General features: G+C 57.5%; 27 protein-coding genes. 16 read left to right on the top strand and 11 right to left on the bottom strand.

Annotation, left to right across the window (positions count from 1 at the left end; genetic code table 11):
• Nucleotides 1-225 precede the first annotated feature (225 nt).
• Nucleotides 226-1,563, top strand: coding sequence for an NADP-specific glutamate dehydrogenase (gdhA, locus tag GYN01_RS06470; RefSeq protein WP_048362441.1), 1,338 nt, complete (start codon nt 226-228; stop codon nt 1,561-1,563).
• Here the strand turns inward: gdhA and GYN01_RS06465 are convergent.
• The 5 genes from GYN01_RS06465 to GYN01_RS06445 form a co-directional block, all read right to left on the bottom strand.
• The gene (locus GYN01_RS06465) at nt 1,560-2,054 is read right to left on the bottom strand and encodes a GreA/GreB family elongation factor (protein WP_203306745.1); all 495 of its coding nucleotides are present in this window, start codon (nt 2,052-2,054) and stop codon (nt 1,560-1,562) included. The genes gdhA and GYN01_RS06465 overlap by 4 nt on opposite strands.
• A 57-nt stretch (nt 2,055-2,111) precedes the next feature.
• Nucleotides 2,112-2,471: a hypothetical protein gene (locus tag GYN01_RS06460; RefSeq protein ID WP_048401393.1), complete on the bottom strand. Its 360-nt coding sequence runs from the start codon at nt 2,469-2,471 to the stop codon at nt 2,112-2,114.
• Nucleotides 2,472-2,861: 390 nt separating this feature from the next.
• Nucleotides 2,862-3,152, bottom strand: a complete 291-nt coding sequence (locus GYN01_RS06455; protein WP_173426996.1) for a chorismate mutase — start codon at nt 3,150-3,152, stop codon at nt 2,862-2,864.
• 15 nt (nt 3,153-3,167) lie between these two features.
• Nucleotides 3,168-5,021, bottom strand: a complete 1,854-nt coding sequence (locus GYN01_RS06450) for an Lnb N-terminal periplasmic domain-containing protein (protein WP_203306744.1) — start codon at nt 5,019-5,021, stop codon at nt 3,168-3,170.
• A 75-nt stretch (nt 5,022-5,096) separates the two neighbouring features.
• Entirely contained in the window at nt 5,097-5,585 is a 489-nt protein-coding gene (locus tag GYN01_RS06445) for a DUF3015 domain-containing protein (protein WP_048362446.1), read from the bottom strand.
• 272 nt (nt 5,586-5,857) lie between these two features.
• Between GYN01_RS06445 and GYN01_RS06440 the strand changes: the two genes are divergently transcribed.
• Both GYN01_RS06440 and GYN01_RS06435 read left to right on the top strand, forming a co-directional pair.
• Complete coding sequence (locus GYN01_RS06440; protein WP_048362447.1) at nt 5,858-8,296, top strand: Lon protease family protein; 2,439 nt, start codon at nt 5,858-5,860, stop codon at nt 8,294-8,296.
• A 236-nt stretch (nt 8,297-8,532) separates the two neighbouring features.
• Nucleotides 8,533-8,850 carry a PA4575 family protein gene (locus GYN01_RS06435; RefSeq protein ID WP_048362448.1) on the top strand — a complete coding sequence of 106 codons (318 nt, stop codon included), beginning with the start codon at nt 8,533-8,535 and terminating at the stop codon, nt 8,848-8,850.
• Nucleotides 8,851-8,860: 10 nt separating this feature from the next.
• Here the strand turns inward: GYN01_RS06435 and GYN01_RS06430 are convergent, their stop codons facing one another.
• On the bottom strand, nt 8,861-10,693 hold the full coding sequence (locus GYN01_RS06430) for a hypothetical protein (RefSeq protein ID WP_203306743.1): 1,833 nt from the start codon (nt 10,691-10,693) through the stop codon (nt 8,861-8,863).
• Between the two features lie 142 nt (nt 10,694-10,835).
• Between GYN01_RS06430 and GYN01_RS06425 the strand changes: the two genes are divergently transcribed.
• Together GYN01_RS06425 and GYN01_RS06420 are read left to right on the top strand one after the other, a co-directional pair.
• Nucleotides 10,836-11,324, top strand: a complete 489-nt coding sequence (locus GYN01_RS06425) for a TIGR00645 family protein (protein ID WP_048362450.1) — start codon at nt 10,836-10,838, stop codon at nt 11,322-11,324.
• Between the two features lie 144 nt (nt 11,325-11,468).
• Nucleotides 11,469-12,086 (top strand): BamJ family beta-barrel-assembly machinery protein, encoded by a 618-nt coding sequence (locus tag GYN01_RS06420; protein ID WP_048362451.1) that lies wholly within the window; start codon nt 11,469-11,471, stop codon nt 12,084-12,086.
• Between the two features lie 62 nt (nt 12,087-12,148).
• On the opposite strand, the gene GYN01_RS06415 is transcribed toward GYN01_RS06420, so the two are convergent.
• From GYN01_RS06415 to GYN01_RS06405, 3 genes are all read right to left on the bottom strand, one after another.
• Complete coding sequence (locus GYN01_RS06415; RefSeq protein WP_048362452.1) at nt 12,149-12,421, bottom strand: PA4570 family protein; 273 nt, start codon at nt 12,419-12,421, stop codon at nt 12,149-12,151.
• 204 nt (nt 12,422-12,625) lie between these two features.
• Nucleotides 12,626-12,967 (bottom strand): zinc ribbon domain-containing protein YjdM, encoded by a 342-nt coding sequence (locus GYN01_RS06410; protein WP_048362453.1) that lies wholly within the window; start codon nt 12,965-12,967, stop codon nt 12,626-12,628.
• A gap of 184 nt (nt 12,968-13,151) precedes the next feature.
• Nucleotides 13,152-14,120 (bottom strand): polyprenyl synthetase family protein, encoded by a 969-nt coding sequence (locus tag GYN01_RS06405; protein ID WP_048362454.1) that lies wholly within the window; start codon nt 14,118-14,120, stop codon nt 13,152-13,154.
• Nucleotides 14,121-14,361: 241 nt separating this feature from the next.
• Between GYN01_RS06405 and rplU the strand changes: the two genes are divergently transcribed.
• The 5 genes from rplU (at nt 14,362) to GYN01_RS06380 (ending at nt 18,124) form a co-directional block, all read left to right on the top strand.
• A complete protein-coding gene (gene rplU, locus GYN01_RS06400) occupies nt 14,362-14,676 on the top strand; it encodes a 50S ribosomal protein L21 (protein ID WP_003443915.1) in 315 nt (104 codons plus the stop codon).
• Nucleotides 14,677-14,710: 34 nt separating this feature from the next.
• Complete coding sequence (gene rpmA, locus GYN01_RS06395) at nt 14,711-14,986, top strand: 50S ribosomal protein L27 (protein WP_003443913.1); 276 nt, start codon at nt 14,711-14,713, stop codon at nt 14,984-14,986.
• A gap of 194 nt (nt 14,987-15,180) precedes the next feature.
• Nucleotides 15,181-16,407 carry an Obg family GTPase CgtA gene (cgtA, locus tag GYN01_RS06390; protein ID WP_048362455.1) on the top strand — a complete coding sequence of 409 codons (1,227 nt, stop codon included), beginning with the start codon at nt 15,181-15,183 and terminating at the stop codon, nt 16,405-16,407.
• Between the two features lie 123 nt (nt 16,408-16,530).
• Nucleotides 16,531-17,649, top strand: coding sequence for a glutamate 5-kinase (proB, locus tag GYN01_RS06385; RefSeq protein WP_048401556.1), 1,119 nt, complete (start codon nt 16,531-16,533; stop codon nt 17,647-17,649).
• A 13-nt stretch (nt 17,650-17,662) separates the two neighbouring features.
• A complete protein-coding gene (locus GYN01_RS06380; protein ID WP_048362456.1) occupies nt 17,663-18,124 on the top strand; it encodes a CreA family protein in 462 nt (153 codons plus the stop codon).
• A 140-nt stretch (nt 18,125-18,264) separates the two neighbouring features.
• On the opposite strand, the gene rpsT is transcribed toward GYN01_RS06380, so the two are convergent.
• Nucleotides 18,265-18,543 carry a 30S ribosomal protein S20 gene (gene rpsT, locus GYN01_RS06375; RefSeq protein ID WP_003443902.1) on the bottom strand — a complete coding sequence of 93 codons (279 nt, stop codon included), beginning with the start codon at nt 18,541-18,543 and terminating at the stop codon, nt 18,265-18,267.
• Between the two features lie 251 nt (nt 18,544-18,794).
• On the opposite strand from rpsT, the gene murJ reads away from it, so the two are divergent.
• From murJ to ispH, 6 genes are all read left to right on the top strand, one after another.
• Entirely contained in the window at nt 18,795-20,333 is a 1,539-nt protein-coding gene (gene murJ / locus GYN01_RS06370) for a murein biosynthesis integral membrane protein MurJ (protein WP_048362457.1), read from the top strand.
• 118 nt (nt 20,334-20,451) lie between these two features.
• The gene (gene ribF, locus GYN01_RS06365; RefSeq protein ID WP_048362458.1) at nt 20,452-21,402 is read left to right on the top strand and encodes a bifunctional riboflavin kinase/FAD synthetase; all 951 of its coding nucleotides are present in this window, start codon (nt 20,452-20,454) and stop codon (nt 21,400-21,402) included.
• Nucleotides 21,399-24,230, top strand: a complete 2,832-nt coding sequence (gene ileS, locus GYN01_RS06360) for an isoleucine--tRNA ligase (protein WP_048401379.1) — start codon at nt 21,399-21,401, stop codon at nt 24,228-24,230. The genes ribF and ileS overlap by 4 nt, the downstream gene beginning before the upstream one ends.
• Entirely contained in the window at nt 24,223-24,741 is a 519-nt protein-coding gene (gene lspA / locus GYN01_RS06355) for a signal peptidase II (RefSeq protein WP_048401377.1), read from the top strand. The genes ileS and lspA overlap by 8 nt, the downstream gene beginning before the upstream one ends.
• Nucleotides 24,734-25,171 carry an FKBP-type peptidyl-prolyl cis-trans isomerase gene (locus tag GYN01_RS06350; RefSeq protein ID WP_048362461.1) on the top strand — a complete coding sequence of 146 codons (438 nt, stop codon included), beginning with the start codon at nt 24,734-24,736 and terminating at the stop codon, nt 25,169-25,171. The genes lspA and GYN01_RS06350 overlap by 8 nt, the downstream gene beginning before the upstream one ends.
• Before the next feature lie 66 nt (nt 25,172-25,237).
• Complete coding sequence (ispH, locus tag GYN01_RS06345) at nt 25,238-26,185, top strand: 4-hydroxy-3-methylbut-2-enyl diphosphate reductase (RefSeq protein ID WP_048362462.1); 948 nt, start codon at nt 25,238-25,240, stop codon at nt 26,183-26,185.
• Here the strand turns inward: ispH and GYN01_RS06340 are convergent.
• Nucleotides 26,182-26,703: a GspH/FimT family pseudopilin gene (locus GYN01_RS06340; protein ID WP_338053140.1), complete on the bottom strand. Its 522-nt coding sequence runs from the start codon at nt 26,701-26,703 to the stop codon at nt 26,182-26,184. The genes ispH and GYN01_RS06340 overlap by 4 nt on opposite strands.
• Nucleotides 26,704-26,738: the final 35 nt, after the last annotated feature.

Raw genomic sequence — 26,738 nt, 5'->3', positions numbered from 1 at the left:
CAGGCTGCACGGCACCTCTTTGCTAAGGGGGGCTTTTTATTGGGGCAAAAGTGGGTACAGGTTTCACTTTTTTGGTGCGCAAAGCGCCGTAAAATCAGCGTTATTTATATAAAAGCACCATTTAAATTCAAAACTGCGACATTTTGCGCTGTCGCGGTGCGACATGAATTGATAAAGTTCTGGCCAATCTCCGTTTAACGACAATAAATTTGCCGAGACTTATCCATGATCGAATCCGTCGACCACTTCCTTGCCCGCCTGAAAAAACGTGACCCGGACCAACCAGAATTCCACCAGGCTGTGGAAGAAGTCCTGCGCAGTCTGTGGCCCTTTCTCGAAGCTAATCCGCATTACCTGACCTCCGGAATTCTTGAACGCATTTGCGAACCTGAGCGTGCGATTGTGTTCCGTGTGTCGTGGGTCGATGACGAAGGCAAAGTGCGGGTTAACCGTGGTTTCCGTATTCAGATGAACAGCGCCATTGGCCCGTACAAAGGCGGCCTGCGCTTCCACCCTTCGGTGAACCTGGGTGTACTCAAGTTCCTGGCCTTTGAACAAACCTTCAAAAACTCCCTGACTTCACTGCCGATGGGCGGCGGCAAGGGCGGTTCGGACTTCAATCCCAAGGGCAAGAGCGATGCAGAAGTGATGCGCTTTTGTCAGGCCTTTATGAGCGAGCTGTACCGCCATATCGGTTCGGACGTGGATGTGCCTGCGGGGGATATCGGCGTTGGTGCACGTGAAATCGGTTTCCTGTTTGGCCAGTACAAACGCCTGAGCAACCAGTTCACCTCCGTACTGACCGGCAAAGGCATGAGCTACGGCGGCAGCTTGATTCGCCCGGAAGCTACAGGCTTTGGCTGCGTTTACTTTGCCCAGGAAATGCTCAAGCGCAGCGGCCAGCGCATCGACGGCAAACGTGTTGCGATCTCCGGTTCTGGCAACGTGGCGCAATACGCCGCGCGTAAGGTCATGGATCTGGGCGGCAAGGTCATTTCTCTGTCGGACTCAGAAGGCACGCTGTACTGCGAAGCCGGATTGGATGACGCGCAGTGGGAAGCCTTGATGGAACTGAAAAACGTCAAGCGTGGGCGTATCAGCGAAATGGCGACGCAGTTTGGCCTGGAGTTTTTGGCCGGTCAGCATCCTTGGCACCTGGCGTGTGACATTGCCCTGCCGTGCGCGACGCAGAACGAGCTGGACGCAGACGCGGCACGTACGTTGCTGAGCAATGGCTGCGTGTGCGTGGCCGAAGGCGCCAACATGCCGACCACGCTGGAAGCTGTCGATGTGTTTGTCGAGGCTGGCATTCTGTTCGCACCGGGCAAGGCTTCCAATGCCGGTGGTGTGGCGGTGAGCGGGCTGGAAATGTCGCAAAACGCCATGCGCTTGCTGTGGACGGCGGGTGAGGTGGACAGCAAGTTGCACAACATCATGCAGTCGATCCACCACGCGTGTGTTCACTACGGCGAAGAAAACGGACGTATCAACTACGTCAAAGGCGCCAACATCGCAGGCTTCGTTAAAGTGGCCGATGCCATGCTGGCGCAGGGCGTGGTTTAAGCCGGTTTTATGGCGACGATTTCAACCTGCAAATCCCCGGCAGGTCGAAGCCACAGCACTTCATCGCCCAGCTGTGCGCCCAACAGCGCACGGCCCAGCGGCGATCCCCAATTGATCAAGCCCTGAGCGGCATCGGCCTGGTCCTCACCGACCAACTGCACCCGTTGTTCATTGCCGTGTTCATCGGTAAATGTCACCCAACTGCCGATCTGCACCTTATCTGACGAGGTTGCCGGGGCGGCGACCTGCGCACTCAGCAAACGCTGATTGAAATAGCGCAAATCTCGCTCAAGGTCGGCCAAGCGCTGTTTGTCGGCGTCATCGCCCTTTGCGCTCTCTTGACTGTGTTGCGCCTGAAGCGCGCTGACTTTGGCGTGCAATAACCCATGACCCTCGGCGGTCACGTAATTGGGCTGGTTGCTGACGTGCCGCTCAATAGGGGTATTGGCGTGGTCGGCGGCGCTGTCTTCGTTTACAAATGCGCGGCTCATGGCAGGTGTCCCTTGTGGCTATAGGCTTGAGAGCCTGCGGGTAGATCAGGGTTCAAATTATTGCGAGCGATAGGCGCGGGCGGCGTCCACATCCTTTTCGTGCTGCCAGTCGCGTTCGCGCTGATCCCAATGCCGCTCCTGGTACTCCTCGCGGTCCTGACTTTCGCGCATGGCCTGACACTGGCGAAAGCCATCGTCCCAGCCTTGGGCGTAGGTCGAATCTTTCAGGTAGCGCGCAACGTCTTTCTTGTACTCGCCAGTGATAGCCCCTGCGGCTTGCCGGCCACTGCTACAGCCCTCAGCAAAACCGTCCGCAAAGGCGGGCGGATAACCCTTCGCCAACAGCTCATCGTGGGTGGTTTGACACCCGCTCAGCACTGCACTCAACAGCCCGATACACACAGCGCCGCGCCACATAATCCACCTCAATGCACCGATCAACGGCCGATGAGGTGGAGTGTAGGCCGGGATCTGTGATTGGGCTGTGAAGCGCGTGTCAACGTGATGTCAGCTGTCGGCGGGTGTTTGCAGCGCCTGCACGCCCGCGAACAACTGGCCAGTGCTGGCATCGAGGTGCAGCTCATGTAAGGCCCTGGACTGACGCTTCATTTTGGCCTTGGCGTTATAGAACGTGTGCAGGCCTTCGTGGGGTGGGGCGCCAGGCGTTAATCGTTCGTCTGACGTTGCAGGTTGAGCGCGGGTTCGGTCTGAGGGGGCTGGCGGCGCAAGCTCCCAGGACAGGTCTTGCAGGTTAAGATCGCTGCGCAGTTGATCGCAACCTGCCCAGCGACTTCACGGCTCAGCCGTTCAGGAAAGCGCCGAGTGTTCAGCCAGCTCTTGCTGGATAAACGCCGCGATCATGGCGCGGTACACCTGTTCGGTGACGTGCGGGTTGGCACCCAGCTCGTCGGCCAAGGCCCTGACCTTGGCGAACACGTGCTCAACCCGCTGCGGCGACTTGACGGCATGACTGTCTTTTTTAAAACGCGCAGCCTGCGACACATAGCGCCCGCGCTGTGCAATGAGGCCGACGATCTGGCGATCCAGTTGGTCAATGTGTTCGCGGACTTCGTCCAGGGTTTGGCAGTGGGCAGCCATGTCGTGTAACTCCATTCAGTAGTGATACCACTTCACTTCCAGCATCACTTCGTTGACCGGCGAGCTCAGGTGGCTGAACTCTCGTTGGGCGGTCAGGCGCAGGCCGAGGTTGCGGGATATTTCCCACTGCTGGTTCAGGCTTAGCGTGCGGCGGATTTCACCGTTGGTGAAGTAATCCCCCTTGGCTTCCAGGCTCAGATTGCCCAGCGGATTACGCCACAGCAACCCGGTGTTGTAGCCCGCAGCCGGAGCGACGAAGGCGGCGAAGTCGTTGTTGTGTTCCACGCGCACCGTGCCGAGGGCGAAACCCAGCAGGCCGTCGGCCAGTTGCCAGGTGCCGCCTGCGCCGCCATTGACGTGGCTGACGAGGTTTTCGTCGCCATGCTTGCCCAGCACGCGCTCAAGGCCGCCGCCCACTTGCCAGGACCACGGCTGGAGCAGGTCATTGCGCGGTGTCAGCGAGCGGATGTTGGCCAGATCAAGTTGCTGGATTTGCCAGTGGTTGCCTTCGTACTGGCGCAATTTGAGTTGCAGGATTTCAATCTGCGCCCCCAGCGGAAAGCCCGGCGCGTTGTCGTTCAGGTCGTGGTAAGCCATGCGCAGGCCGTACTCGGCAAAGGCCTTGTCGTCGCGGCTGCCCGCGCCCAATTGCCAGGTGCGCGACTCGTGGCCGTTCTCCGGCAGTTCGGGTTTTTCGACGTGCAGCGCCGGTGCCGGGTTTTGGTTGATTGCGCGCAGCAGTTCAAAGCTGCGTTGCGAGCGCTCGGTATCACGCTCCAGGCCGTTGGCGCGGTAGCGTTCAAGGCGATAAGCGGCGTCGATGATCAACGCTTGCCGGGCTTTGGGCAGGGCTTTGAATTCAGGGTTTTGCAGTTGCTGTTGATTGGCGCTGACCTGTAGCACCCATTGCTGCTCTTCGGGGTCGAGGACCTTGGCGCGGTCCAGCAACTCGCGCTCGCGTGACGGGCGGTATTCGATGCTTTCGACCAGACCGGCTTCTTTGACCGCTTTTACAGTGTCGGTGGGTATCGCGGTCAACGGGAATTGGGTGGTCAGCTTCAAGCCCGGACGGGCCACTTGCAGCAGTTCAAGCAGGCGATACGAGCAGTTTTCGTCGAAGAAGAAGTAGTCGAACTGGATCTGTTTCAGCTCCCACACATGCTCAACCATCCGTTGGGTTTCTTCGGGCGTCAGGTTGAGGCGGTATTCCCACAGGTCGCGGTTTTCGAGGCTGCGATACTCCGAGAGTTTTTCCTGGTAGGGCACCAGTGCGAACAGGCCGGGATAACCGCCAGCCAGGCCTTTCCACGCATACAGAATGCTGTTGTCGGAACCTTCGATGTAGGCGCCGAAGTTGATCGCGTAGCTGAGCAGCGCGGTCTTGTTGCTTTGCACGTCAGCCTGGTCGATGCGCAGTAAGGTGTGACCAAACATCGAGGACGGGCTGTTGAGGTACGCCGCCGGGAAAATCATCACCGTGCTGTGCGGGGCCACGTCTGTGAACCATTGCGTGAACTCGGCGCACGGCGCCTGGGGCAAGTCGTTCAGATTCAGTTGCGCCTTGAGCCAGCGGGTGCGGGCCGGGTACACGCATTGCGGGTGTTTGTCGCCCTGGCTTAAGGGCGAATACAGCGCCTCGACGGTGGCGCGCAATTCAGCGTCCGGGTGGTGAGCGCCGTCGGGGGCGATGAAGAATTTGTCGTCGCTGACATAACTGCGCCAGCCGCCGAGCTTGCGGGCTTCGTAATGCCCCAGGGAGAGCCAGAACGGGTCGTTGGCCAACTGCTGCACACGTTGATTGTCGATAGAGGGCGCGGCATATAACGGGGCGCAGGCACAGAGCGCCAAATAGGCAAGGCGTTTGAGCATGGTCGGCAACTGTTGTCAGACGAATAGAAATGAAGCAGAAGGATACCCGCTCCGAAAGGAGCGGGCAGGTCTCATTTACGCAGCGGTTGCGTACTTGGACAGGCGAGCGTCACTTTTCAGGACGGCCAGGGTGTTGGTGTGAACATCATCCGCGGTCACGTCAGCCTTGCTGAAGATTTGCTGGAAGTGTTCGTGGGTGACCGCTGCAAAATGCTCACGGTCTTCAGGGGCGACACCCAGTACCACCGCGTAGGTGGTCAGCGCTTCGCCATTGCCTTTAGCCATGTCTTCGGACAGCTCGTTCATCATGCCATTCATGGCAATCCACGATTTGCCGCCGTAGGTCAGCGAGTCTTTGGTGGTGCAACCGTTGGTACCGGAAGTCATACCAAAGGTGGCGTTGCCGGACGTGCCGTTGGTGGTGGAGGCCAGGAAGTGGGCCGGAGTGCCGCGTTGGCCTTCAAACAGCATGTTGCCCCAACCGCAGTTCGGGCCGCCTGGTGCTTGAGCCATAGCATTGAGGGAAACAACAGTGAAGAGAGTACCGAGAAGAATCCGTTTCATAGCTTTGTTCTCTATGTGTGTGCAACCAATGGACAAGGGTGTCTGGCCCCGAAGCGCCAGTACGGGCCAGTTATGCCTTCCGGCCGCGTAACATCTTGGAGTCTAGGCATGATCTGTGGGTTCCGTTATTTTTTGTAAAACAATCATTGATCGAGCACAGTTTTAACCCGCAAATGCAGGGCCGCGGGATTTCGCGCATCGTGCGCCTTGCCAGTGGCGTACGGCCAGCGCCAGAATGCGGGCATCTGCCCCGCCCGATGTAAGGAAGCCCGATGCCTGATCCTGTTGCTGCCAGCTTGCGTCTCGCGCCTGACGCGCTGACCCGTCCGTTTTCCGCTGAACAGTTCAGCTTCTCTACCACCAATGATCTGGAGCCTTTTCGCGGCATTCTCGGCCAGGAACGTGCGGTCGAAGCCTTGCAATTTGGCGTGGCCATGCCACGTCCGGGTTACAACGTATTTGTGATGGGCGAACCCGGTACCGGGCGTTTTTCGTTCGTCAAACGCTACCTCAAAGCTGAAGGCAAGCGCCTGAAGTCGCCGAGTGACTGGGTGTATGTCAATAACTTCGATGACCCGCGCGAGCCACGGGCGCTGGAGCTGCCCGCCAGCAGCGCCTCGGCGTTCATCGCTGACATCAATGGTTTGATCGACAACCTGCTGGCGACCTTTCCGGCGGTCTTTGAGCACCCGACCTATCAACAGCGTAAAAGCGCCATCGACCGGGGCTTTAATCAACGGTATGACCGCGCGCTGGATGTGATCGAGCGTTTGGCGCTGGAAAAAGGCGTGGCCTTGTACCGCGACAGCAGCAACGTCGCCTTTACGCCGATGAGCGACGGCAAGGCACTGGATGAAGCCGAGTTTTCGCAGTTGCCCGAAGAGGAGCGCGAGCGTTTTCACGAGGATATTTCGCAGCTCGAAGAGCGTCTCAACGAAGAACTGGCGAGCCTGCCGCAGTGGAAGCGCGAGTCCAATAACCAACTGCGTCATTTGAACGAAGAAACCATCACCCTGGCGCTGCAACCGTTGCTGGCGCCGCTGTCGCAAAAGTACGCCGAGAACGGCGCTGTGTGCGGCTACTTGCAGGCCGTGCAGGTGTACTTGCTCAAGACCGTGGTCGAGCAACTGGTCGACGACAGCAAGACCGATGCCCAGGCGCGCAAGTTGCTCGAAGAGCAGTACCTGCCCAGCCTGGTGGTCGGCCAGCCCATGAGCGGCGGTGCACCGGTGGTGTTTGAACCGCATCCCACCTACGACAACCTGTTTGGCCGTATTGAGTACAGCACCGATCAGGGGGCGCTCTACACCACCTATCGTCAGTTGCGTGCGGGCGCTTTGCACCGCGCCAACGGCGGCTTTTTGATTCTCGAAGCCGAGAAAATGCTCAGCGAGCCGTTTGTATGGGACGCGCTCAAACGCGCACTGCAATCGCGCAAATTGAAAATGGAGTCGCCACTGGGCGAGATGGGGCGCTTGGCCACCGTGACCCTCAGCCCGCAAGTGATCCCGTTGCAGGTCAAAGTCATCATCATTGGTGCCCGCCAGCTGTATTACACGTTGCAAGACCTGGACCCGGACTTCCAAGAGATGTTCCGTGTGCTGGTGGACTTCGACGAAGACATTCCCATGGTCGACGAGAGCCTTGAGCAGTTTGCCCAGTTGCTGACCACGCGCACTTCTGAGGAAGGCATGGCGCCGCTGACAGCCGATGCGGTAGCGCGACTGGCGACGTACAGCGCCCGTTTGGCCGAGCATCAAGGGCGCTTGTCGGCGCGTATCGGCGATCTGTTCCAGCTGGTCAGCGAGGCGGATTTCATTCGCCATCTGGCCAACGATGAAATGACCGATGCGGGCCATATCGAGCGCGCGCTGAAAGCCAAGGCCACGCGCACCGGTCGAGTGTCGGCACGGATTCTTGACGACATGTTGGCCGGGATCATTCTGATCGACACCGACGGTGCGGCGGTCGGCAAGTGCAACGGCCTGACGGTGCTCGAAGTGGGCGATTCAGCCTTCGGCGTGCCAGCCCGTATTTCAGCCACGGTGTATCCGGGTGGCAGCGGTATCGTCGACATTGAGCGCGAAGTTAACCTAGGCCAACCGATTCACTCCAAAGGCGTGATGATTTTGACCGGGTACCTGGGCAGCCGTTATGCGCAGGAGTTCCCGCTGGCGATCTCGGCCAGCATCGCGCTGGAGCAGTCTTACGGCTATGTGGATGGCGACAGTGCGTCACTGGGCGAGGCTTGCACGCTGATTTCAGCGCTGTCGAAAACGCCACTCAAGCAGTGTTTTGCAATCACCGGCTCCATCAACCAGTTCGGCGAAGTGCAGGCTGTGGGTGGCGTCAACGAGAAAATCGAAGGCTTCTTCCGCCTGTGCGAAGCTCGCGGGTTGACGGGTGAGCAAGGGGCAATCATTCCTCAGGCCAACGTAGCGACGTTGATGCTGGATGAGAAAGTGTTGCAGGCGGTGCGCGAGGGCAAGTTTCACGTCTACGCGGTGCGCCAGGCGGACGAAGCCTTGAGCTTGTTGGTGGGTGAGCCTGCGGGCGAGCCGGACGCTGAAGGTCTGTTCCCGGAAGGCAGCGTCAATGCGCGGGTGGTTGAGCGGTTACGGGTCATCGCTGAAATGATCAGCGATGAAGACCTCAAAGAGGCTGAAAAGGAGTTGATCGCCGAAACCCTGGCCGCTAAAAAATCGGTTTAAAACCTACCCCGTAGGAGCTGGCGCAGGCTGCGAGCTGTTGATCATTGCGCTAAAGCTCGTAGCCTGCGCCAGCTCCATCGGGATGATTGCCAATGCGTGAACCTTTCCGTTGGTCACGGCGCCTTGGCGAGCGCTGTTTTTCTTCTATTCTCAGCACAAGGACCTCCACTGTCGTCACTGGAACGATGCAGCCCGTTGTGTGCGGCTGAATACAGGATCTACCGAGGGTCGCCGCCATGACGCGCAACCTTTGCCTTACCCGCCAATGCCTGGGGTTGGAAACACGGATCGAATGCAGCGTGCGCCCGCTCGCAGGTGGTACAGGCATGTGGACGCTGTTGTTTGCCGCAGGGCTTGCCGGCGAGCAGCCGACCACGATCAAGTCCCAAGGCCCGTTCCCTGGCCCGTTCGCGGCTGAAACCATTCTTGAATCAATCGTTGAAAGCCTGACGCTGCACGGCTATCAGTTGGCGGATGATCCGCAGATCTGGTGCCTGCATGTGCAGGCCCAGTTGCGGCAGATCAACGGCACGCGCAGTCACGCGTCTCGTTGAGGGACAGCAATCAATGCGGCGGGCTGACCTCGGGCACTTTGTCCAGTTTGACCTCAAAGCCATATTCCACCGGTGTCAGGTCGGTGCGGGCATAGCTTTCAAGGTGCGTCGGCTGGCCATAAAAGTAATGCACGTCAAAGGTGGGCGGGCCATCCGCCTCGCGACTGTGGCTCACTGCTAGCACTTCTTTCAGATAATTACCGGTCTTGTCCTTGGCGTAAAAGCGCCAGGCGTCAGACGGGAACCGCGTTTGATCAACGATCAACGCATTGCCCTTAAGCTCCAGACCCTTGGGTAAATGGGCAACGTCCAGGGATTGTTGGTCGACGTTGGCGATGTACATCGGGATTGAGCCAATCGCGAAAGCGGGTGTTTCCGGGAACAAATTGAGGTCATAGGTGATGACGCCGGTGTGCGGGTCAACATCGAAGGCTTCGGCGGGCAATTCCAGGGGTTCACTGCGATTGCCATTATCGTCTTCGGCAAAGAAGGTCACCGGCGCGTCGGACGAGTCAGGCAGCACGCCCAGCAACTCGTCATTGAAGGTGGCCGGGTGGCTGAACTCCAGGGTCGCGGCGCTGGCGTCGTCAATCGACTGGCTGATGGTGACATTCTTTTTAAACTGCTCAGGGTCGAGGTTGGCGTTCTTCAGGTACGCAGGTGCCTGGTCGTCATAGACCACCACGGCCAGGGGCAAGGGCTGTATGTCTTTGTTCACCACGTTTTTGTCGAGCCTGTGTACGGGCAGATCGAGTTCTTTACGCGTGACCGTCGCGGTCGAGAAGTCGAGCACGCTGATGTCGACATGTTCGACCGTGCCGTTGAAGTAGACCTTGCTGTAGTGATTGGGGTGTTTTTTATCAAAGTCTGCTTGTTCGTTCTTCAACTGTTGCTCAAAGGCCTCGCTCCACGCGGTTTGTTTGAGCATTTCGGCCAGTTGTTGTTGATAAAACGCCAGTTGCTCGGCGTTTTCGTTGATCGAGCCTGCCCGTGAGAGAAATTGCCCGGACAGGTCGTGCGCCTGGATGATCAGCGGGTTTAGCTCGATGTCGCGCACAGGCTCGGCCAGCGCTGCGCTGTTACGAATATCGACCTCTGCAAAGTTTTTGCCCAGCGCCAACAGGGTCACGCTGATGCTGCCCTCGGTGCGGGTCTGGCCAACGTCATTGGCGCTCAGCTTGAAGTTGACCACTTTGCCCGGTGCAATGACTTCGACCTTGCCGTGCAGCATCAGTGGCTGGGGTTGCTGGATGTTCTCAGTTTCAATCCCGTCGATGTAGGGGTAGGTGACGGTCAGGTCGTCCGGGTTGCTCAGGTTGGCGCTGGAGGGGCTCAACTGGATGCCGGGGTCGGTCTCGGACCATTCGGCCTGGAAGGGCACCACCTGTTTGTTGCTCAGGGTGACGGACTGCCATTCCAGCACATGCGGGAACGGGAACTGCGAGGCGCTGTTGAGCGGGAACGGGAACACCGGCTCCAGATCGGTCAGGTAGTCAGAGCTGGCGTGTTTGCGCAGCACAAACAAGCCATTGATGTAGGTGTCAGTCAGTGCCTGGGTGGTGGGGTAGTGCTTGAGCAGTGCCAGATCGTCGGTGGTGTATTGGGTCTCAATCGGCTTGTCTTGCAACTTGATACGCGCACGTTCAAGCAACAACAAAGAGCCACCGAGGTCGGCAACGGCATCCTTGAGTGGCTGGTCTTTGATGGTGTCCAGGTTCTGTTCGAACTGCGCGGTCCTTTCTTCCAGGCTGGCGAGCGGGTGTTTCTCATCCGGTGAACAGCCTCCTGTGGCGAGCAGCGCCAATGAGAGTCCGAGACCAGCCAAGGGGAGTCGCAGATCCATTCTTCAGTTTTCCTGTCCGTAAACGATGCTGAGTAGGAGGACACTAGCAGAAAAAGTTTTTACAGACTGTGTCTGGGGCTTCATGCCAGCTGTTTTCTCACTGATATACTCGCGCCCATTTTTCTACATCCTGTGAGATTCAATGGAACGCTTTATCGAAAATGCAATGTACGCTTCGCGCTGGATTCTAGCGCCGATCTATTTTGGTTTGTCCTTGGGGCTGCTGGCGCTGGCCTTGAAATTCTTTCAGGAAGTGTTTCACGTAATCCCTAACGTGTTTGCGCTATCTGAGTCGGACTTGATCCTGGTCATACTGTCGCTGATCGACATGGCGCTGGTCGGCGGCTTGCTGGTGATGGTGATGATCTCGGGCTACGAGAACTTCGTTTCGCAACTGGACATCGACGAGCACAAAGAGAAGCTCAGCTGGCTGGGTACGATGGACTCCACGTCGCTGAAAATGAAAGTGGCCGCCTCGATTGTTGCGATCTCTTCGATCCACCTGCTGCGGGTATTTATGGATGCGCGCAACATCGAGCCTCAGTACCTGATGTGGTACGTGATCATTCATATGACGTTCGTGATCTCGGCGTTTGCGATGGGTTATCTGGACAAACTCACCAAGCATTGATGCCCCATGCAGCTCGCGGCGCATCACCCGGGCTGCGAAGGCTTTGGGGGCTGTGGTAGTCTGCTCGCCCTTTTTTGGTTCAGGGCGTTTGGGGTCAGCGGTTACGACTGGCTGGCCAGGAACGTCCCACAGCGGAGCAGTGTTATGTCCGAAGTAAATCTGTCGACCGACGAAACCCGCGTTAGCTATGGCATTGGCCGTCAGTTGGGCGACCAACTGCGTGACAACCCACCACCGGGCGTGAGCCTGGATGCAATCCTGGCGGGCCTGACTGATGCGTTCGCCGGTAAAGAAAGCCGCGTAGGTCAGGAAGAAATGTCGGCCAGCTTTAAAGTGATCCGCGAGATCATGCAAGCTGAAGCGGCTGCCAAGGCAGAAGCGGCTGCTGGCGAAGGCAAGGCTTTCCTGGCTGAAAACGCCCAGAAAGACGGCATCACCACCCTGGCATCGGGTCTGCAATTTGAAGTAGTGACGGCCGGTGAAGGCGCTAAGCCATCGCGCGAAGACACTGTTCGCGTTCACTATCACGGCACCCTGATCGACGGCACTGTGTTCGACAGTTCCTACGAGCGCGGTGAACCCGCTGAGTTTCCAGTGGGCGGTGTGATTGCCGGCTGGACTGAGGCACTGCAATTGATGAATGCCGGCAGCAAATGGCGCATCTACGTGCCGAGCGAATTGGCTTACGGCGCACAAGGCGTTGGCAGCATCGCTCCACACAGCGTGTTGGTATTCGACGTTGAGCTGCTGGACGTTCTGTAAGAACCCAGTGTTTTAACGGCAGTGGCGGGTTTGCTGGTAAGCCCGCCACTGCGCAAGACGCATCATATTTCTATTTTGGCGTGATGCTCATGGGTGTCAGTCGAGCCGACAGGGCGCAATGCCCGGGCGTAGCAAAATAGAAACAGATTGCGCACTAACTCCTTGAGCACCACCGGCTCGCTGGAGTTAAGCCCCGAGAAATCCAGATCTCCCTGATCGTGCAGTTCGTTCAGCGCTTCTTCTTCCAGTACCGCACAGACTTCCCCGGTTTCCCGATGCAGGATTCGCAGATAGGGGTGCGGACGGTCCAGCCAGGCATCGATTAAATAAGTCATGGGCGTCTCCTTGATGAATATCAATGAGAATAATTCTTATTCAATTAATAGCAAGTGCCTATTGGCGCAATTGTGTTTTTTTTGCGCAGAAATTGCTGTCGGTCAAAGTGACTGGCTTTTTGATATTGCGCATCAGTAGCGGCGGGATTGGAGCGGGGAGGGCGACACCTTCCTGCGCAGGGCGCAGGAAGGAATGCAGCAGAATCAGACTTTACGCACGAACTCGGACTTGAGCTTCATGGGGCCGATGCCGTCGATTTTGCAGTCGATATCGTGGTCGCCGTCGCACAGGCGGATGTTTTTGACCTTGGTGCCAACTTTGACCACCAGCGAGGTGCCTTTGATTTTCAGGTCTTTGATAACGGTGATTGTGTCGCCGTCGGTCAGAACGGTGCCCGACGCATCTTTGTAGACTTTTACATCGCTGGTGTCTTCAGCCTCGCCATTGGCGGACCACTCATGGGCGCATTCCGGGCAGATCAGCTGTGCGCCGTCTTCGTAGGTGTATTCGGAATTGCATTTTGGGCAGGGTGGCAAAGTGCTCACTTGCGCTCCTTAAAAGTCAGGATGGCTAAAAGGCACGCATTGTATAGGGTTTTGTTGGCGGGCGGGGAAGTGCGGGGTGGTGCGCGCTTATCGCTTGTGCCGAAGGTTGCGAGGAGAGCTTTGGTAGAACGGGGGGATATGCCCCCCGTTTGCAGCCTGCTACAGCGACGACCAGGTGTGAGGTTCAGTGCGTACGTGCGACCGCAAATTCGCTCAACTCCACCAGCGCGTCGCGGTATTCGCTCGGCGGCAGGGCTTCAAGGCAAACAATGGCCTTGGCCACATAGTCGCGTGCCAGTTGGGCGGTGTATTCCAGCGAGCCGGAAGCCTCGACAGCCGCGCGGATGCTTTCCAGGTCTTCAATGCCACCTTTCTGGATCGCCTGGCGAACCAGGGCAGCTTGCTCCGGCGTGCCTTCGCGCATGGTGTAGATCAGCGGCAGGGTCGGCTTGCCTTCGGCCAGGTCGTCACCCACGTTTTTACCCAGGGTCTCGGCATCGCCACGGTAGTCGAGCAAGTCGTCCACCAGTTGGAACGCCACGCCCAGGTGATCGCCAAACGTGCGCAGGGCTTCGCTTTGCTCGGGCGTTGCCCCGGCCAGCGCCGCAGCACTGTGGGTCGAGGCCTCAAAGAGCATGGCGGTTTTGCCACGGATGACTTCCATGTAGGTTTCTTCGGTGGTGCTGGCGTCGCGCACTTTGGACAGTTGCAGCACTTCGCCTTCAGCAATGATGCGCGTGGCTTGCGACAGGATTTTCATCACTGGCATCGAGCCCAGCTCCACCATCATTTCGAAGGAGCGCGAGTACAGGAAGTCGCCCACCAATACGCTCGGCGCGTTGCCCCATGTGGCATTGGCGGTCTTGCGGCCGCGGCGCATGCCGGACATGTCGACTACGTCGTCGTGCAACAGGGTGGCGGTGTGCAGGAACTCAATGGTGGCGGCCAGCAGGCGCAAGTCGTCGCCTTCACGGCCCAGAGCCTTGCCACACAGCAACACTAATAAAGGACGAAGGCGTTTGCCGCCGGCCGACGTAATGTAGTCGCCGATTTTTGAGACCAGCGGTACGCGTGAGGTCAGCTGCTTCTTGATGATGCCGTCGACGGCGCTAAAATCGTCCGCAACCGTGCGGTAGAAAGCTTGGGGTTGCATCAGCGACAGGTGCTCCAGAAGGGTTGCGCGGCATGCTAGGTCGGGGGGGATGGCCTGTCAAGGCGCGATGGGCGGCCTCTTGCAACGTGCTGTTGCCTTGCGTACAATCGCGCACCCTGAACTTCCTGGGCAGCACCTGCCTTACGCAATTGCACTTGGGCCGTTCCAGCCCCATGCAGCCATGCCAGCCAATACCTTTACTTATAAAGCGCTGGGTGAGCAGGATTATCGGAGAAATACCATGTCGTACGCAGTAATCGTTACTGGTGGCAAGCAGTACAAAGTAGCTCCAGGTGAATACCTGAAGATCGAAAAACTGGAAATCGCTACCGGCGAATCCGTAACTTTTGATCGCGTTCTGTTGGTTGCCAATGGCGACGACGTGAACATCGGCGCTCCAGTTGTTCCTGGCGCCACTGTTGTTGCTGAAGTGATCTCCCAAGGTCGTCACGATAAAATCCGCATCATCAAGTTCCGTCGTCGTAAGCACCACATGAAGCGTATGGGCCACCGCCAGTGGTACACCGAGATCAAAATCACCGGTATTCAGGCTTAATTTCAGCCTAATTCCTCACTAGGAGAATTGACTCATGGCACACAAAAAAGCTGGTGGTAGTACCCGTAACGGTCGCGACTCAGAAGCCAAACGCCTTGGCGTGAAGATGTATGGCGGCCAGGCTATCATTCCGGGCAACATCATCGTGCGTCAGCGCGGCACCCAATTCCACGCTGGCTACGGCGTTGGTATGGGCAAAGATCACACCCTGTTCGCGAAAGTGGAAGGCGTGATCAAGTTCCAAGTTAAAGGCGCCTTCGGTCGTCGCTATGTAAGCATCGTTCCGAAGACTGCAGTCGTCGCGGCGTAATAGCTTGGTAGCTGGAAGAGCCCTGTCTTGCGACGGGGCTTTTTCGTTTGTGGGATGAGTCTCTTGCAAAACTGTTTGTATGGGCTGCCAGCGCTGGATTTAACGGCCGTTGATTGAGGTCGCTGCGCTCATTTTTGCAAGAGTCTTATGTCTTATGTTTATCGGCTCGTCCTGATGACGAGAGGCGTTTTGTTATGAAGTTTGTTGATGAAGTATCGATCAAGGTAAAAGCGGGCGACGGTGGTAACGGTTGCATGAGTTTCCGTCGCGAGAAGTTCATCGAAAATGGCGGCCCTAACGGCGGTGATGGTGGTGATGGCGGCTCGATCTTCATGGTCGCCGACGAAAACCTCAACACGCTGGTTGACTACCGTTACACCCGTCACTTTGACGCTGAGCGCGGTTCGAACGGCGGCAGCGCTGATTGCACTGGCCGCAAGGGCGAGGACCTGATCCTGCGCGTGCCGGTCGGCACCACGGTGATCGATGCAGGTACGCAGGAAGTCATTGGCGACCTGACCAAGGCGGGTCAGAAGTTGATGGTGGTGCAGGGTGGCTGGCACGGTCTGGGTAACACCCGATTCAAGTCCAGTACCAACCGTGCGCCGCGCCAAACCACGCCGGGTAAACCGGGTGAGTTACGTGACCTGAAACTGGAACTCAAAGTGCTGGCTGACGTTGGTCTGCTGGGCTTGCCGAACGCCGGTAAAAGTACCTTTATTCGTTCGGTGTCCGCAGCCAAGCCAAAAGTGGCGGATTATCCGTTCACTACTCTGGTGCCTAACCTGGGCGTGGTCAGCGTTGATCGCTGGAAGAGCTTCGTCATTGCTGACATCCCTGGTTTGATCGAAGGGGCTTCGGATGGTGCGGGCCTGGGGATTCGCTTCCTCAAGCACTTGGCACGTACTCGCCTGTTGCTGCACCTCGTCGACATGGCGCCGGTTGAGGGCACTGACAGCGCTGCTGATACTGCTGAAGTCATCGTTAACGAGCTGACCAAGTTCAGCCCGTCGCTGGCTGAGCGTGATCGTTGGCTGGTGCTGAACAAGTGTGATTCGTTGCCGCAAGATGAGCACGATGCACGCGTTAAAGAAGTGGTGGATCGTCTTGAGTGGACAGGCCCTGTGTATGTGATTTCGGCCATTGCCAAAATCGGTACCGACAAGCTGTGCCACGACATCATGCGCTACCTCGAAGATCGTGCTGACCGTCTGGCCAATGACCCTGCTTATAAAGCAGAGCTGGCTGAGCTGGATCAGCGCATCGAAGACGAAGCACGTGCGCAGTTGCAAGCGCTTGATGACAAGCGTGCTCTGCGTCGCAGTGGCGTGAAGAGCGTCCATGACATCGGTGAAGATGACTGGGACGAAGAAGATGTTGATGACGAAGATGGTCCGGAAATCATTTACGTCCGCGACTGATTTGTTGCAGTAAACTACAGCGCCGCTCAATTGAGCGGCGTTTTAGCATCTACGAAACGGTAATCAAAAAATTTCCATGGGTGGCGCTCGGTCGCGCTGCTCTCAGGCATAGGTTGGATGATGATGCGGAGTAAGGTGACGGGTGCCCAGCGTTGGGTTGTGAAGATCGGCAGCGCATTGCTGACAGCTGATGGCAAAGGCCTGGATCGTGCGGCAATGGGTGTTTGGGTTGAGCAAATGGTCGCCCTGCACGAAGCGGGTGTTGAGTTGGTGCTGGTGTCTTCAGGCGCGGTTGCGGCTGGCATGAGTCGTCTGGGCTGGACCGTGCGCCCAAGTGCCATGCACGAGCTGCAGGCCGCTGCAGCGATCGGGCAAATGGGTTTGGTGCAGGCGTGGGAGTCGAGCTTTGCGGAACATTCCCGTCACACAGCGCAAATTCTGCTGACGCATGACGATTTGTCTGACCGAAAGCGCTATCTAAATGCCCGCAGCACTTTGCGTGCGTTAGTTGAGCTGGGTGTTATCCCGGTCATCAATGAAAACGACACCGTGGTGACCGATGAGATCCGCTTTGGTGATAACGACACCTTGGCGGCGCTGGTGGCCAACCTCGTCGAAGCTGATCTGCTGGTGATTCTGACGGACCGCGACGGCATGTTTGACGCCGATCCGCGAAACAACCCTGATGCCAAAATGATTTACGAAGCCCGTGCTGATGATCCAGCGCTGGATGCGGTAGCAGGGGGCACGGGTGGAGCGCTGGGGCGCGGTGGCATGCAAACCAAGTTGCGTGCTGCGCGACTGGCTGCGCGCTCCGGGGCGCATACGATTATCGTGGGTGGGCGTCTGGAGCGCGTGTTGGACCGTTTGAAGGCAGGTGAGCGCCTGGGCACATTGCTGTCACCTGAGCGCGGACTGCTCGCAGCGCGTAAGCAGTGGCTGGCGGGGCATCTCCAGACGCGCGGCACGCTAGTGCTGGATGAGGGTGCGGTTGCGGCCTTGTTGCAGGGTCATAAAAGTCTGCTGCCTGTGGGCGTGAAAGCAGTGCAAGGCGGTTTTCGCCGCGGTGAAATGGTGGTGTGCGTGGCGCCGGACGGGCGAGAAATTGCGCGCGGCCTCGCTAACTACAGTGCGGCGGAAGCGCAAAAAATTATCGGGCAGTCGTCAGATGCGATTGTCAGCGTGTTGGGTTATATGGCGGAACCAGAGCTGGTTCATCGCGATAATCTGATTTTGGTCTGAATGTGGGGTGTGTATGCGTTTGATCAAGGGGTTGTTGGGGGTGATGCTAGCAATGCCGTTGCTGGCATCGGCGGAGGAGATTGGCACGGTGTCGACCGTATTCAAGCTGGTGGGTCCAAATGATCGCATCGTGGTCGAAGCGTTCGATGATCCTAAGGTTGAAGGCGTTACCTGCTACTTGTCTCGCGCTAAAACGGGCGGTATGAAAGGTGGTTTGGGTTTGGCGGAAGATCGCGCAGAGGCGTCGATTGCATGCCGTCAGACCGGTCCGATCAGCTTTAAGGGTGAGTTGAAAGACGGCGATGAAGTGTTCAAGGAGCGCACCTCGTTGGTATTCAAGACCATGCAGGTGGTGCGTTTCCTCGACAAAAAGCGCAATACGCTGGTGTACCTGGTGTACAGCGATCGTCTGATCGAAGGCAGTCCGCAGAACGCGGTCACAGCAATCCCGATCCTGCCGTGGCCTCACGGCTAGCGGCGGTTAGTAAAAAAGCTGCGACAGGGCGCACTCTGATCGCAGCTTTTTTATGCCTGTCGATAATGTGAATCAGCGCCTGCTTTTTTACGGACAATAAAAAACCGACCCTGAGGTCGGTTTTTTAAAAAGCTTATCGCTTAAGCGGCAGTCGCAAGGTTCAACGCCTTGACGTGGCCATTCAGGCGGCTCTTATGGCGAGCAGCTTTGTTCTTGTGGATGATGCCTTTATCGGCCATACGGTCGATAACAGGAACAGCCAGAACATAAGCAGCTTGCGCTTTAGCGGCGTCTTTTGCGTCGATGGCTTTAACTACATTCTTGATGTAGGTACGAACCATGGAACGCAGGCTGGCGTTGTGGCTGCGACGCTTCTCAGCCTGTTTTGCACGTTTTTTGGCGGAAGGTGTGTTGGCCACCGTCGAGCTCCTCGAAAGACTTTTAGGAAATAACAAACAAAATAGGCCGCGAATCATGCCGATGACGTGAAGGCTTGTCAAGGGCGATTGATACGATCCGCTGAGTGGTGGATCGAGGGAGACGGGAGATTTATTTCCGGCGCTTGACCTGTAAACTCGCGAGCTTGGCTCTGTGCTGTTGCGGCGCGCAGTATCGCATAAGTGGACGCTTTGTTCGCCTGCTCTTTCTTTAATAGGCAAAAACTCTTTCAATGAATTTGCTCAAATCGTTGGCTGCCGTCAGCTCAATCACCATGATTTCAAGGGTTTTGGGCTTTGTTCGAGACACGATCATTGCACGCACCTTTGGCGCCGGAATGGCCACGGATGCGTTCTTTATCGCCTTTAAACTGCCTAATCTGCTGCGTCGGATCTTCGCCGAGGGCGCATTTTCGCAAGCTTTTGTACCGATTTTGGCGGAGTACAAAAGCCAGCAGGGCGAGGAGGCGACACGCACCTTCGTGGCTTATGTGGCCGGTTTGCTGACCCTGGTACTGGCAATTGTCACTGCGTTAGGCATGATTGCTGCGCCTTGGGTGATCTGGGCGACGGCTCCGGGCTTTGCCACCACCCCAGAGAAATTCCAGCTCACCAGTGACATGCTGCGTGTCACCTTCCCTTATATATTGCTGATTTCGCTGTCTTCGCTGGCGGGTGCGATCCTCAACACGTGGAACCGTTTTTCGGTCCCGGCCTTCGTGCCGACCCTGCTCAACGTCAGCATGATTATTTTCGCGCTGTTCCTGACGCCTTATTTTGATCCGCCCGTGATGGCCTTGGGCTGGGCAGTATTGGCCGGTGGTTTGGCACAGTTGCTGTTCCAGTTACCGCACCTGAAAAAAATCGGCATGTTGGTGTTGCCGCGCCTGAACCTGCGCGATACCGGTGTCTGGCGGGTCATGAAACAGATGTTGCCCGCCATTCTGGGGGTTTCGGTCAGCCAGATTTCATTGATCATCAACACTATTTTTGCTTCGTTTCTGGTCGCAGGCTCGGTGTCCTGGATGTACTACGCCGATCGCCTGATGGAATTGCCTTCCGGTGTTTTGGGCGTCGCGCTGGGTACGATCCTGTTACCAACCCTGTCCAAAACCTATGCCAATAAAGACCGTCAAGAGTATTCGCGAATTCTCGATTGGGGCCTGCGTCTGTGTTTTGTGCTGGTTTTGCCGTGTTCGCTGGCATTGGCGATTCTGGCTGAGCCGCTGACGGTTTCGCTGTTCCAGTACGGCGAGTTCAGTGCGCTGGATGCGGCAATGACCCAGCGCGCCCTGATGGCGTATTCGGTCGGTTTGCTGGGCATTATCTTGATTAAGGTGTTGGCCCCCGGCTTTTACGCTCAACAAAATATTCGTACGCCGGTGAAAATTGCGGTGTTTACCTTGATCGTCACCCAATTGCTGAACCTGGTGTTCATCGTGCCGTTGCAGCACGCAGGCCTGGCGCTGGCAATCAGTGTGGGGGCGTGTATCAATGCGGGCCTGTTGTTTTGGCAGTTACGCAAACAGCAGCTATTTGTGGTCCAGCCTGGCTGGACCCGATACCTGTGCAAGCTGTTACTGGCCGTGGCCGTGATGTCGGGCGTTTTGATTGGGCTTATGCACGTGATGCCGGCGTGGGACCACGGTCATATGCTGGAGCGCTTCCTGCGTTTGGGCGGGTTAGTGGTCGCGGGCGTGCTGGCTTATTTCGGTATGTTGTTGTTGCTTGGCTTGCGTTTGAAGGATTTCGCCCGCAAGTCGCTTATGTAGGGTAATGGTCGGTCAGGCGACTATTTTGTCGCATTGACTGAATTTGCCGTGCGCTGTTGCCTGTTGTAGCGGGCTGGGTGTGGTTATAATCGGCCACTTTATGAGCAAGAAGCGCGTTATGCAGCTGGTTCGAGGCCTTCACAATCTGCGGCCCCAACATCGGGGCTGTGTCGCCACTATTGGCAACTTTGACGGTGTACACCGTGGTCACCAGGCAATCCTGGGTCGGCTGCGTGAACGTGCACTGGAGTTGGGTGTGCCCAGCTGCGTGGTGATTTTTGAACCGCAGCCGCGCGAATTTTTTGCCCCCGAAACCGCTCCAGCCCGCTTGGCACGCTTGCGTGACAAGTTGCAGTTGCTGGCTGACGAAGGCGTTGATCGCGTACTGTGCCTGGCGTTCAACCAGCGTTTAAGCAAGCTCAGCGCCGCTGAGTTTGTGGACACGATTCTGGTGGACGGCTTGGGTGTGCAGCACCTGGAGGTCGGTGACGACTTCCGTTTTGGCTGCGACCGGGTGGGCGATTTTGACTTCCTGCAACAGGCAGGCGCCCTGCAGGGCTTTACTGTTGAAGCGGCGCAAACCGTTGAACTGGATGGCCTGCGAGTCAGCAGCACCAAGGTGCGTGACGCGTTGGCCAATGCCGACTTCACCCTTGCAGAGCGTCTGTTGGGGCGTCCTTTTCAGATTGCCGGACGCGTGTTGCATGGGCAAAAACTGGCGCGCCAATTGGGCACGCCAACGGCCAATATTCAGTTAAAGCGTCGTCGTGTGCCGCTCACCGGGGTGTATCTGGTCAGTGTTGAGATCGACGGAAAAACGTGGCCCGGTGTCGCCAATATTGGCGTACGGCCATCAGTTGCAGGGGATGGCAGTGCCCATCTCGAAGTACATCTATTGGATTTCGCTGGCGATTTGTATGGCCAGCGTCTGACCGTGGCATTCCACCACAAGCTGCGTGATGAGCAGCGTTTTGCCTCTCTGGAGGCGCTCAAGACGGCGATCAATGCGGACGTCGCCGCCGCCCGAGCCTATTGGCTGGGTCAACCGCTTAAAAAGAGCCTGAAATGACCGACTACAAAGCCACGCTAAACCTTCCGGACACAGCCTTCCCAATGAAGGCCGGCCTGCCACAGCGCGAACCGCAAATTTTGCAGCGCTGGGACAGCATTGGCCTGTACGGGAAGTTGCGCGAGATTGGCAAGGATCGTCCGAAGTTCGTACTTCACGACGGTCCTCCCTACGCCAACGGCACGATTCACATCGGTCATGCGCTGAACAAAATCCTCAAGGACATGATCATCCGTTCCAAAACCCTCTCGGGTTTTGATGCGCCGTACGTGCCGGGCTGGGATTGCCACGGTTTGCCGATTGAGCACAAAGTTGAAGTGACTCACGGTAAAAACCTGCCCGCGGATAAAACCCGCGAGCTGTGCCGTGCCTACGCCACTGAGCAGATCGAAGGACAAAAAACCGAGTTTATCCGTTTGGGTGTACTGGGCGACTTCGCTAACCCGTACAAAACCATGGACTTCAAGAACGAAGCCGGTGAAATCCGCGCCCTGGCCGAAATCGTCAAGGCGGGCTTCGTGTTCAAGGGCCTCAAGCCTGTGAACTGGTGTTTTGACTGTGGCTCGGCGCTGGCTGAAGCCGAAGTCGAATATCAGGACAAAAAATCCGCTGCCATCGACGTAGCCTTCCAGGTTGCCGACGAGGCCAAACTGGCTGAAGCCTTTGGTTTGGCAGCCCTGAGCAAGCCGACGTCGATTGTGATCTGGACCACCACCCCGTGGACCATCCCGGCCAACCAGGCGCTCAACGTTCACCCCGAATTCACCTACGCGCTGGTCGATGTGGGTGACAAGTTCCTGGTTCTGGCTGAAGAGTTGGTTGAGTCGAGCCTGGCGCGCTACAACCTGCAAGGTTCGGTGATCGCCACCACCACCGGTTCTGCGCTGGAGCTGATTAATTTCCGTCATCCGTTCTACGACCGTCTGTCGCCTGTTTACCTGGCCGAGTACGTTGAGCTGGGCGCGGGCACCGGCGTGGTTCACTCCGCACCGGCTTACGGTGTAGACGACTTCGTGACCTGCAAAGCGTATGGCATGGTCAATGACGACATCATCAACCCGGTTCAGAGCAACGGCGTTTATGTACCGTCGCTGGAGTTCTTCGGTGGCCAGTTCATCTGGAAGGCTAACCAGAACATCATCGACAAGCTGACTGAAGTCGGCTCGCTGATGTTTACCGAAACCATCAGCCACAGCTACATGCACTGCTGGCGTCACAAGACCCCGCTGATCTACCGCGCCACCGCGCAATGGTTCATCGGCATGGACAAAGAGCCGGTTGCCGGCGACACCCTGCGCACCCGTGCGTTGCAGGCCATTGAAGACACCCAGTTCGTTCCGGCCTGGGGCCAGGCGCGCCTGCATTCGATGATCGCCAACCGCCCCGACTGGTGCATCTCGCGTCAGCGCAACTGGGGCGTACCGATCCCGTTCTTCCTGAACAAGGAAAGCGGCGAGCTGCACCCGCGTACCGTCGAAATGATGGAAGAAGTGGCCAAGCGCGTTGAGCTGGAAGGCATTGAAGCCTGGTTCAAGATGGACGCTGCCGAGCTGCTGGGCGACGAAGCACCGCTGTACGACAAAATCTGCGACACGCTGGACGTGTGGTTCGATTCGGGCACCACGCACTGGCACGTCCTGCGCGGTTCGCACCCAATGGGCCATGAAACCGGTCCGCGTGCCGATCTCTACCTTGAAGGTTCCGACCAGCACCGTGGCTGGTTCCACTCCTCCTTGCTGACCGGTTGCGCCATCGACAACCACGCGCCGTACCGCGAACTGCTGACCCACGGCTTCACCGTGGACGAAGCCGGTCGCAAGATGTCCAAGTCGTTGGGCAACGTGATTGCACCGCAGAAAGTCAACGATACCCTGGGCGCTGACATCATGCGTCTGTGGGTGGCATCGACCGACTACTCGGGCGAGATCGCTGTGTCCGACCAGATCCTGCAACGTAGCGCGGATGCCTACCGCCGTATCCGTAACACCGCACGCTTCCTGCTGTCGAACCTGACTGGTTTCAACCCGGCCACTGACATCTTGCCGGCTGAAGAAATGCTGGCACTGGATCGTTGGGCGGTTGACCGCGCACTCTTGCTGCAACGCGAGCTGGAACTTCACTACGGTGAATACCGCTTCTGGAACGTGTACTCCAAAGTGCACAACTTCTGCGTGCAAGAGCTGGGCGGTTTCTACCTCGACATCATCAAGGACCGTCAATACACCACGGGCGCCAACAGCAAGGCCCGTCGTTCGTGCCAGACCGCACTGTTCCACATCTCTGAAGCGCTGGTGCGCTGGATCGCTCCGATCCTGGCCTTCACCGCCGACGAGTTGTGGCAATACCTGCCGGGCGAGCGCAACGAATCCGTAATGCTCAATACCTGGTACCAGGGCCTGAGCGAAATGCCAGAAGGCACTGAGTTGGGCCGTGCCTACTGGGAACGGATCATGGCAGTCAAAGTGGCGGTCAACAAAGAGATGGAAAACCTGCGCGCGGCCAAAGCCATTGGCGGCAACTTGCAGGCTGAAGTCACCTTGTTCGCCGAAGATGAATTGGCCGCCGACCTGACCAAACTGAGCAACGAACTGCGCTTCGTGCTGATCACCTCCACGGCCAGTGTCGCGCCGTTTGCATCGGCTCCGGCAGATGCAGTGATCACTGAAGTGGCGGGCCTCAAGCTCAAAGTGGTCAAGTCCGCTCACGCCAAGTGCGCGCGTTGCTGGCATTGCCGTGAAGACGTGGGTATTGATCCACAGCACCCGGAAATCTGCGGTCGTTGCGTAGACAACATCAGCGGCGCGGGCGAGGTACGTCACTATGCCTAACACCCGCACTGCCGGGCGCTTCGGGCGCCTGGGCTGGCTGTGGTTGACCCTGCTGGTTCTGGTCATTGACCAGGCCAGCAAGGTCTATTTCGACGGCGCATTACAGATGTACCAACAGATCGTCATCATCCCTGACTACTTCAGTTGGACTTTGGCCTACAACACTGGCGCCGCTTTCAGCTTTCTGGCTGACAGCGCAGGCTGGCAGCGTTGGCTGTTTGCCCTGATCGCCGTCGTGGTCAGTGCCGTGCTGGTGGTCTGGCTCAAGCGTCTGGGGCGTGATGACACGTGGCTAGCCATTGCGCTGGCCCTGATTCTGGGCGGCGCGTTGGGTAACTTGTATGACCGCATTGCTTACGGCCATGTGATCGATTTCATTCTGGTGCACTGGCAAAATCGCTGGTACTTCCCTGCATTCAACTTCGCTGACAGTGCGATTTGTGTAGGCGCCGTGATGCTGGCACTGGATATGTTCAAAAGTAAAAAGTCCGGAGAACCCGTTCATGACTGAGCCTCGTATTGGCCAGAACACGGAAGTCACCCTGCATTTCGCTTTACGCCTGGAGAATGGCGACACCGTCGACAGTACGTTCGACAAATCCCCTGCAACCTTCAAGGTCGGTGATGGCAACCTGTTGCCAGGTTTTGAGGCCGCTATTTTCGGCTTCAAGGCCGGTGACGTACGCACCCTGGAGATCCTTCCAGAGAACGCGTTCGGCCAGCCCAACCCGCAAAACGTGCAAATCATCCCGCGATCGCAGTTCAAGGACATGGAGCTGTCCGAAGGTTTGCTGGTGATTTTTAACGATGCGGCTAACACCGAGTTGCCCGGCGTGGTCAAAGCCTTTGACGACGAGCAGGTCACCATTGATTTCAACCACCCGCTGGCAGGTAAAACCCTGACTTTCGAAGTGGATATCAAAGACGTCAAAGCGCTGTAAATCCAGTGCCCGGCTGCGGCCGGGCCTGTTTGGCATTATTTTTCTGCGCGTCCCACGAGGCCTAGCATGCACATCAAACTCGCCAACCCCCGTGGTTTTTGCGCCGGGGTGGACCGAGCGATTGAGATCGTCAATCGCGCTCTGGAAGTTTTCGGTCCGCCTATCTACGTACGCCACGAAGTGGTGCACAACAAATTTGTGGTCGAAGACCTGCGCTCCCGTGGCGCGATCTTCGTCGAAGAGCTGGACCAAGTGCCAGACGACGTGATTGTGATTTTCAGTGCACACGGCGTTTCCCAGGCTGTACGCACCGAAGCCGCAGGGCGTGGCCTTAAAGTGTTCGACGCGACCTGCCCGTTGGTCACCAAGGTACATATCGAGGTGGCGCGCTACAGCCGCGACGGCCGCGAATGCATCCTGATCGGGCATGCCGGGCACCCTGAAGTTGAAGGCACGATGGGGCAGTACGACGCCAGCAATGGCGGTGCGATCTATCTGGTTGAAGACGAAAAAGACGTGGCCGAGCTGCAGGTGCATAACCCGGAAAAACTGGCGTTCGTGACCCAGACCACTTTGTCGATGGACGATACCAGTCGTGTGATCGATGCCTTGCGTACACGCTTCCCGGCCATCGGCGGCCCGCGTAAGGATGACATTTGCTACGCCACGCAAAACCGTCAGGACGCTGTAAAGCAGTTGGCAGATGAATGCGACGTGGTGTTGGTGGTGGGCAGCCCGAACAGCTCCAACTCCAACCGCCTGCGTGAACTGGCTGAGCGCATGGCCACGCCGGCCTATCTGATCGACGGCGCCGAAGACCTGAAAAAAAGCTGGTTCGATGGCGTCCAGCGCATTGGCATCACCGCAGGCGCCTCGGCGCCCGAAGTGTTGGTACGCGGGGTAATTCAACAATTGCACGCTTGGGGTGCGACCGGCGCCGATGAGTTGGCTGGGCGCGAAGAGAACATTACGTTCTCCATGCCCAAAGAGCTGCGGGTTCGCTCCATCACTTAAGCCTCTTCGCACAATGCTTGCGCCGCCATCTGGTTGCGCAGGCTGATTCTCCCGCTTTTCGCGAGCACTATCTGATAGTGGCTCAGCGCCTCTTTTGTGTGACACACATGCAGTGTCCCCGCTTGAAATGCCCCGGCATTCAGCACGGGCTCGCCGAGCGGGTTAAACCGCACGTAGTGTTTGACGGGTGAATTCCCGGCTATCAGAACGTGCAGGCCGGTGTGTCTTTCGGTGAGCACTGGATTGTTTACATCGGTATGCCCTTGACCGCTGACGTCCAGAACCACTCTCCAGCCCTTGCTCCAATTCTCGTCCAGTGCATGGATCACTACAGATTGATGGCGTATTAACGCTTCACTGCGGGCTTTGCGCAGGCTGCTGGTCAGCTCTTGCGCAAGGGTTTGGCGTCGTTGCTGCTCTATGAGTGTGTTGTAGGCCGGACTGGCAAATTGGGCCGTAATGGCCAATATCGACAACGTAAGCAGCAACTGAATCAGGCTCATGCCTTGTTGGTACACGTTTACCCTCCCTGAAACTCAATGCCCTGATCAGT

It is taken from the genome of Pseudomonas weihenstephanensis (genome assembly GCF_016812185.1).
GTDB lineage: Bacteria > Pseudomonadota > Gammaproteobacteria > Pseudomonadales > Pseudomonadaceae > Aquipseudomonas > Aquipseudomonas weihenstephanensis.
This window is presented reverse-complemented; position numbering and strand designations above follow the sequence as displayed.

Bases quoted from the DNA above. Each gene is read 5' to 3' on its own strand.
- GYN01_RS06435 (WP_048362448.1), top strand. From the start codon at position 8,533: ATGACGCGCAACCTTTGCCTTACCCGCCAATGCCTGGGGTTGGAAACA.
- proB (WP_048401556.1), top strand. From the start codon at position 16,531: ATGCGGAGTAAGGTGACGGGTGCCCAGCGTTGGGTTGTGAAGATCGGC.
- GYN01_RS06450 (WP_203306744.1), bottom strand. From the start codon at position 5,021: ATGCTCAAACGCCTTGCCTATTTGGCGCTCTGTGCCTGCGCCCCGTTA.
- lspA (WP_048401377.1), top strand. From the start codon at position 24,223: ATGCCTAACACCCGCACTGCCGGGCGCTTCGGGCGCCTGGGCTGGCTG.
- GYN01_RS06350 (WP_048362461.1), top strand. From the start codon at position 24,734: ATGACTGAGCCTCGTATTGGCCAGAACACGGAAGTCACCCTGCATTTC.
- ileS (WP_048401379.1), top strand. From the start codon at position 21,399: ATGACCGACTACAAAGCCACGCTAAACCTTCCGGACACAGCCTTCCCA.
- GYN01_RS06415 (WP_048362452.1), bottom strand. From the start codon at position 12,421: ATGACTTATTTAATCGATGCCTGGCTGGACCGTCCGCACCCCTATCTG.
- GYN01_RS06445 (WP_048362446.1), bottom strand. From the start codon at position 5,585: ATGAAACGGATTCTTCTCGGTACTCTCTTCACTGTTGTTTCCCTCAAT.
- GYN01_RS06430 (WP_203306743.1), bottom strand. From the start codon at position 10,693: ATGGATCTGCGACTCCCCTTGGCTGGTCTCGGACTCTCATTGGCGCTG.
- GYN01_RS06455 (WP_173426996.1), bottom strand. From the start codon at position 3,152: ATGGCTGCCCACTGCCAAACCCTGGACGAAGTCCGCGAACACATTGAC.
- GYN01_RS06465 (WP_203306745.1), bottom strand. From the start codon at position 2,054: ATGAGCCGCGCATTTGTAAACGAAGACAGCGCCGCCGACCACGCCAAT.
- ribF (WP_048362458.1), top strand. From the start codon at position 20,452: ATGCAGCTGGTTCGAGGCCTTCACAATCTGCGGCCCCAACATCGGGGC.
- rpmA (WP_003443913.1), top strand. From the start codon at position 14,711: ATGGCACACAAAAAAGCTGGTGGTAGTACCCGTAACGGTCGCGACTCA.
- GYN01_RS06405 (WP_048362454.1), bottom strand. From the start codon at position 14,120: ATGCAACCCCAAGCTTTCTACCGCACGGTTGCGGACGATTTTAGCGCC.
- GYN01_RS06380 (WP_048362456.1), top strand. From the start codon at position 17,663: ATGCGTTTGATCAAGGGGTTGTTGGGGGTGATGCTAGCAATGCCGTTG.
- gdhA (WP_048362441.1), top strand. From the start codon at position 226: ATGATCGAATCCGTCGACCACTTCCTTGCCCGCCTGAAAAAACGTGAC.
- ispH (WP_048362462.1), top strand. From the start codon at position 25,238: ATGCACATCAAACTCGCCAACCCCCGTGGTTTTTGCGCCGGGGTGGAC.
- GYN01_RS06460 (WP_048401393.1), bottom strand. From the start codon at position 2,471: ATGTGGCGCGGCGCTGTGTGTATCGGGCTGTTGAGTGCAGTGCTGAGC.
- GYN01_RS06420 (WP_048362451.1), top strand. From the start codon at position 11,469: ATGTCCGAAGTAAATCTGTCGACCGACGAAACCCGCGTTAGCTATGGC.
- murJ (WP_048362457.1), top strand. From the start codon at position 18,795: ATGAATTTGCTCAAATCGTTGGCTGCCGTCAGCTCAATCACCATGATT.
- GYN01_RS06440 (WP_048362447.1), top strand. From the start codon at position 5,858: ATGCCTGATCCTGTTGCTGCCAGCTTGCGTCTCGCGCCTGACGCGCTG.
- rplU (WP_003443915.1), top strand. From the start codon at position 14,362: ATGTCGTACGCAGTAATCGTTACTGGTGGCAAGCAGTACAAAGTAGCT.
- cgtA (WP_048362455.1), top strand. From the start codon at position 15,181: ATGAAGTTTGTTGATGAAGTATCGATCAAGGTAAAAGCGGGCGACGGT.
- GYN01_RS06425 (WP_048362450.1), top strand. From the start codon at position 10,836: ATGGAACGCTTTATCGAAAATGCAATGTACGCTTCGCGCTGGATTCTA.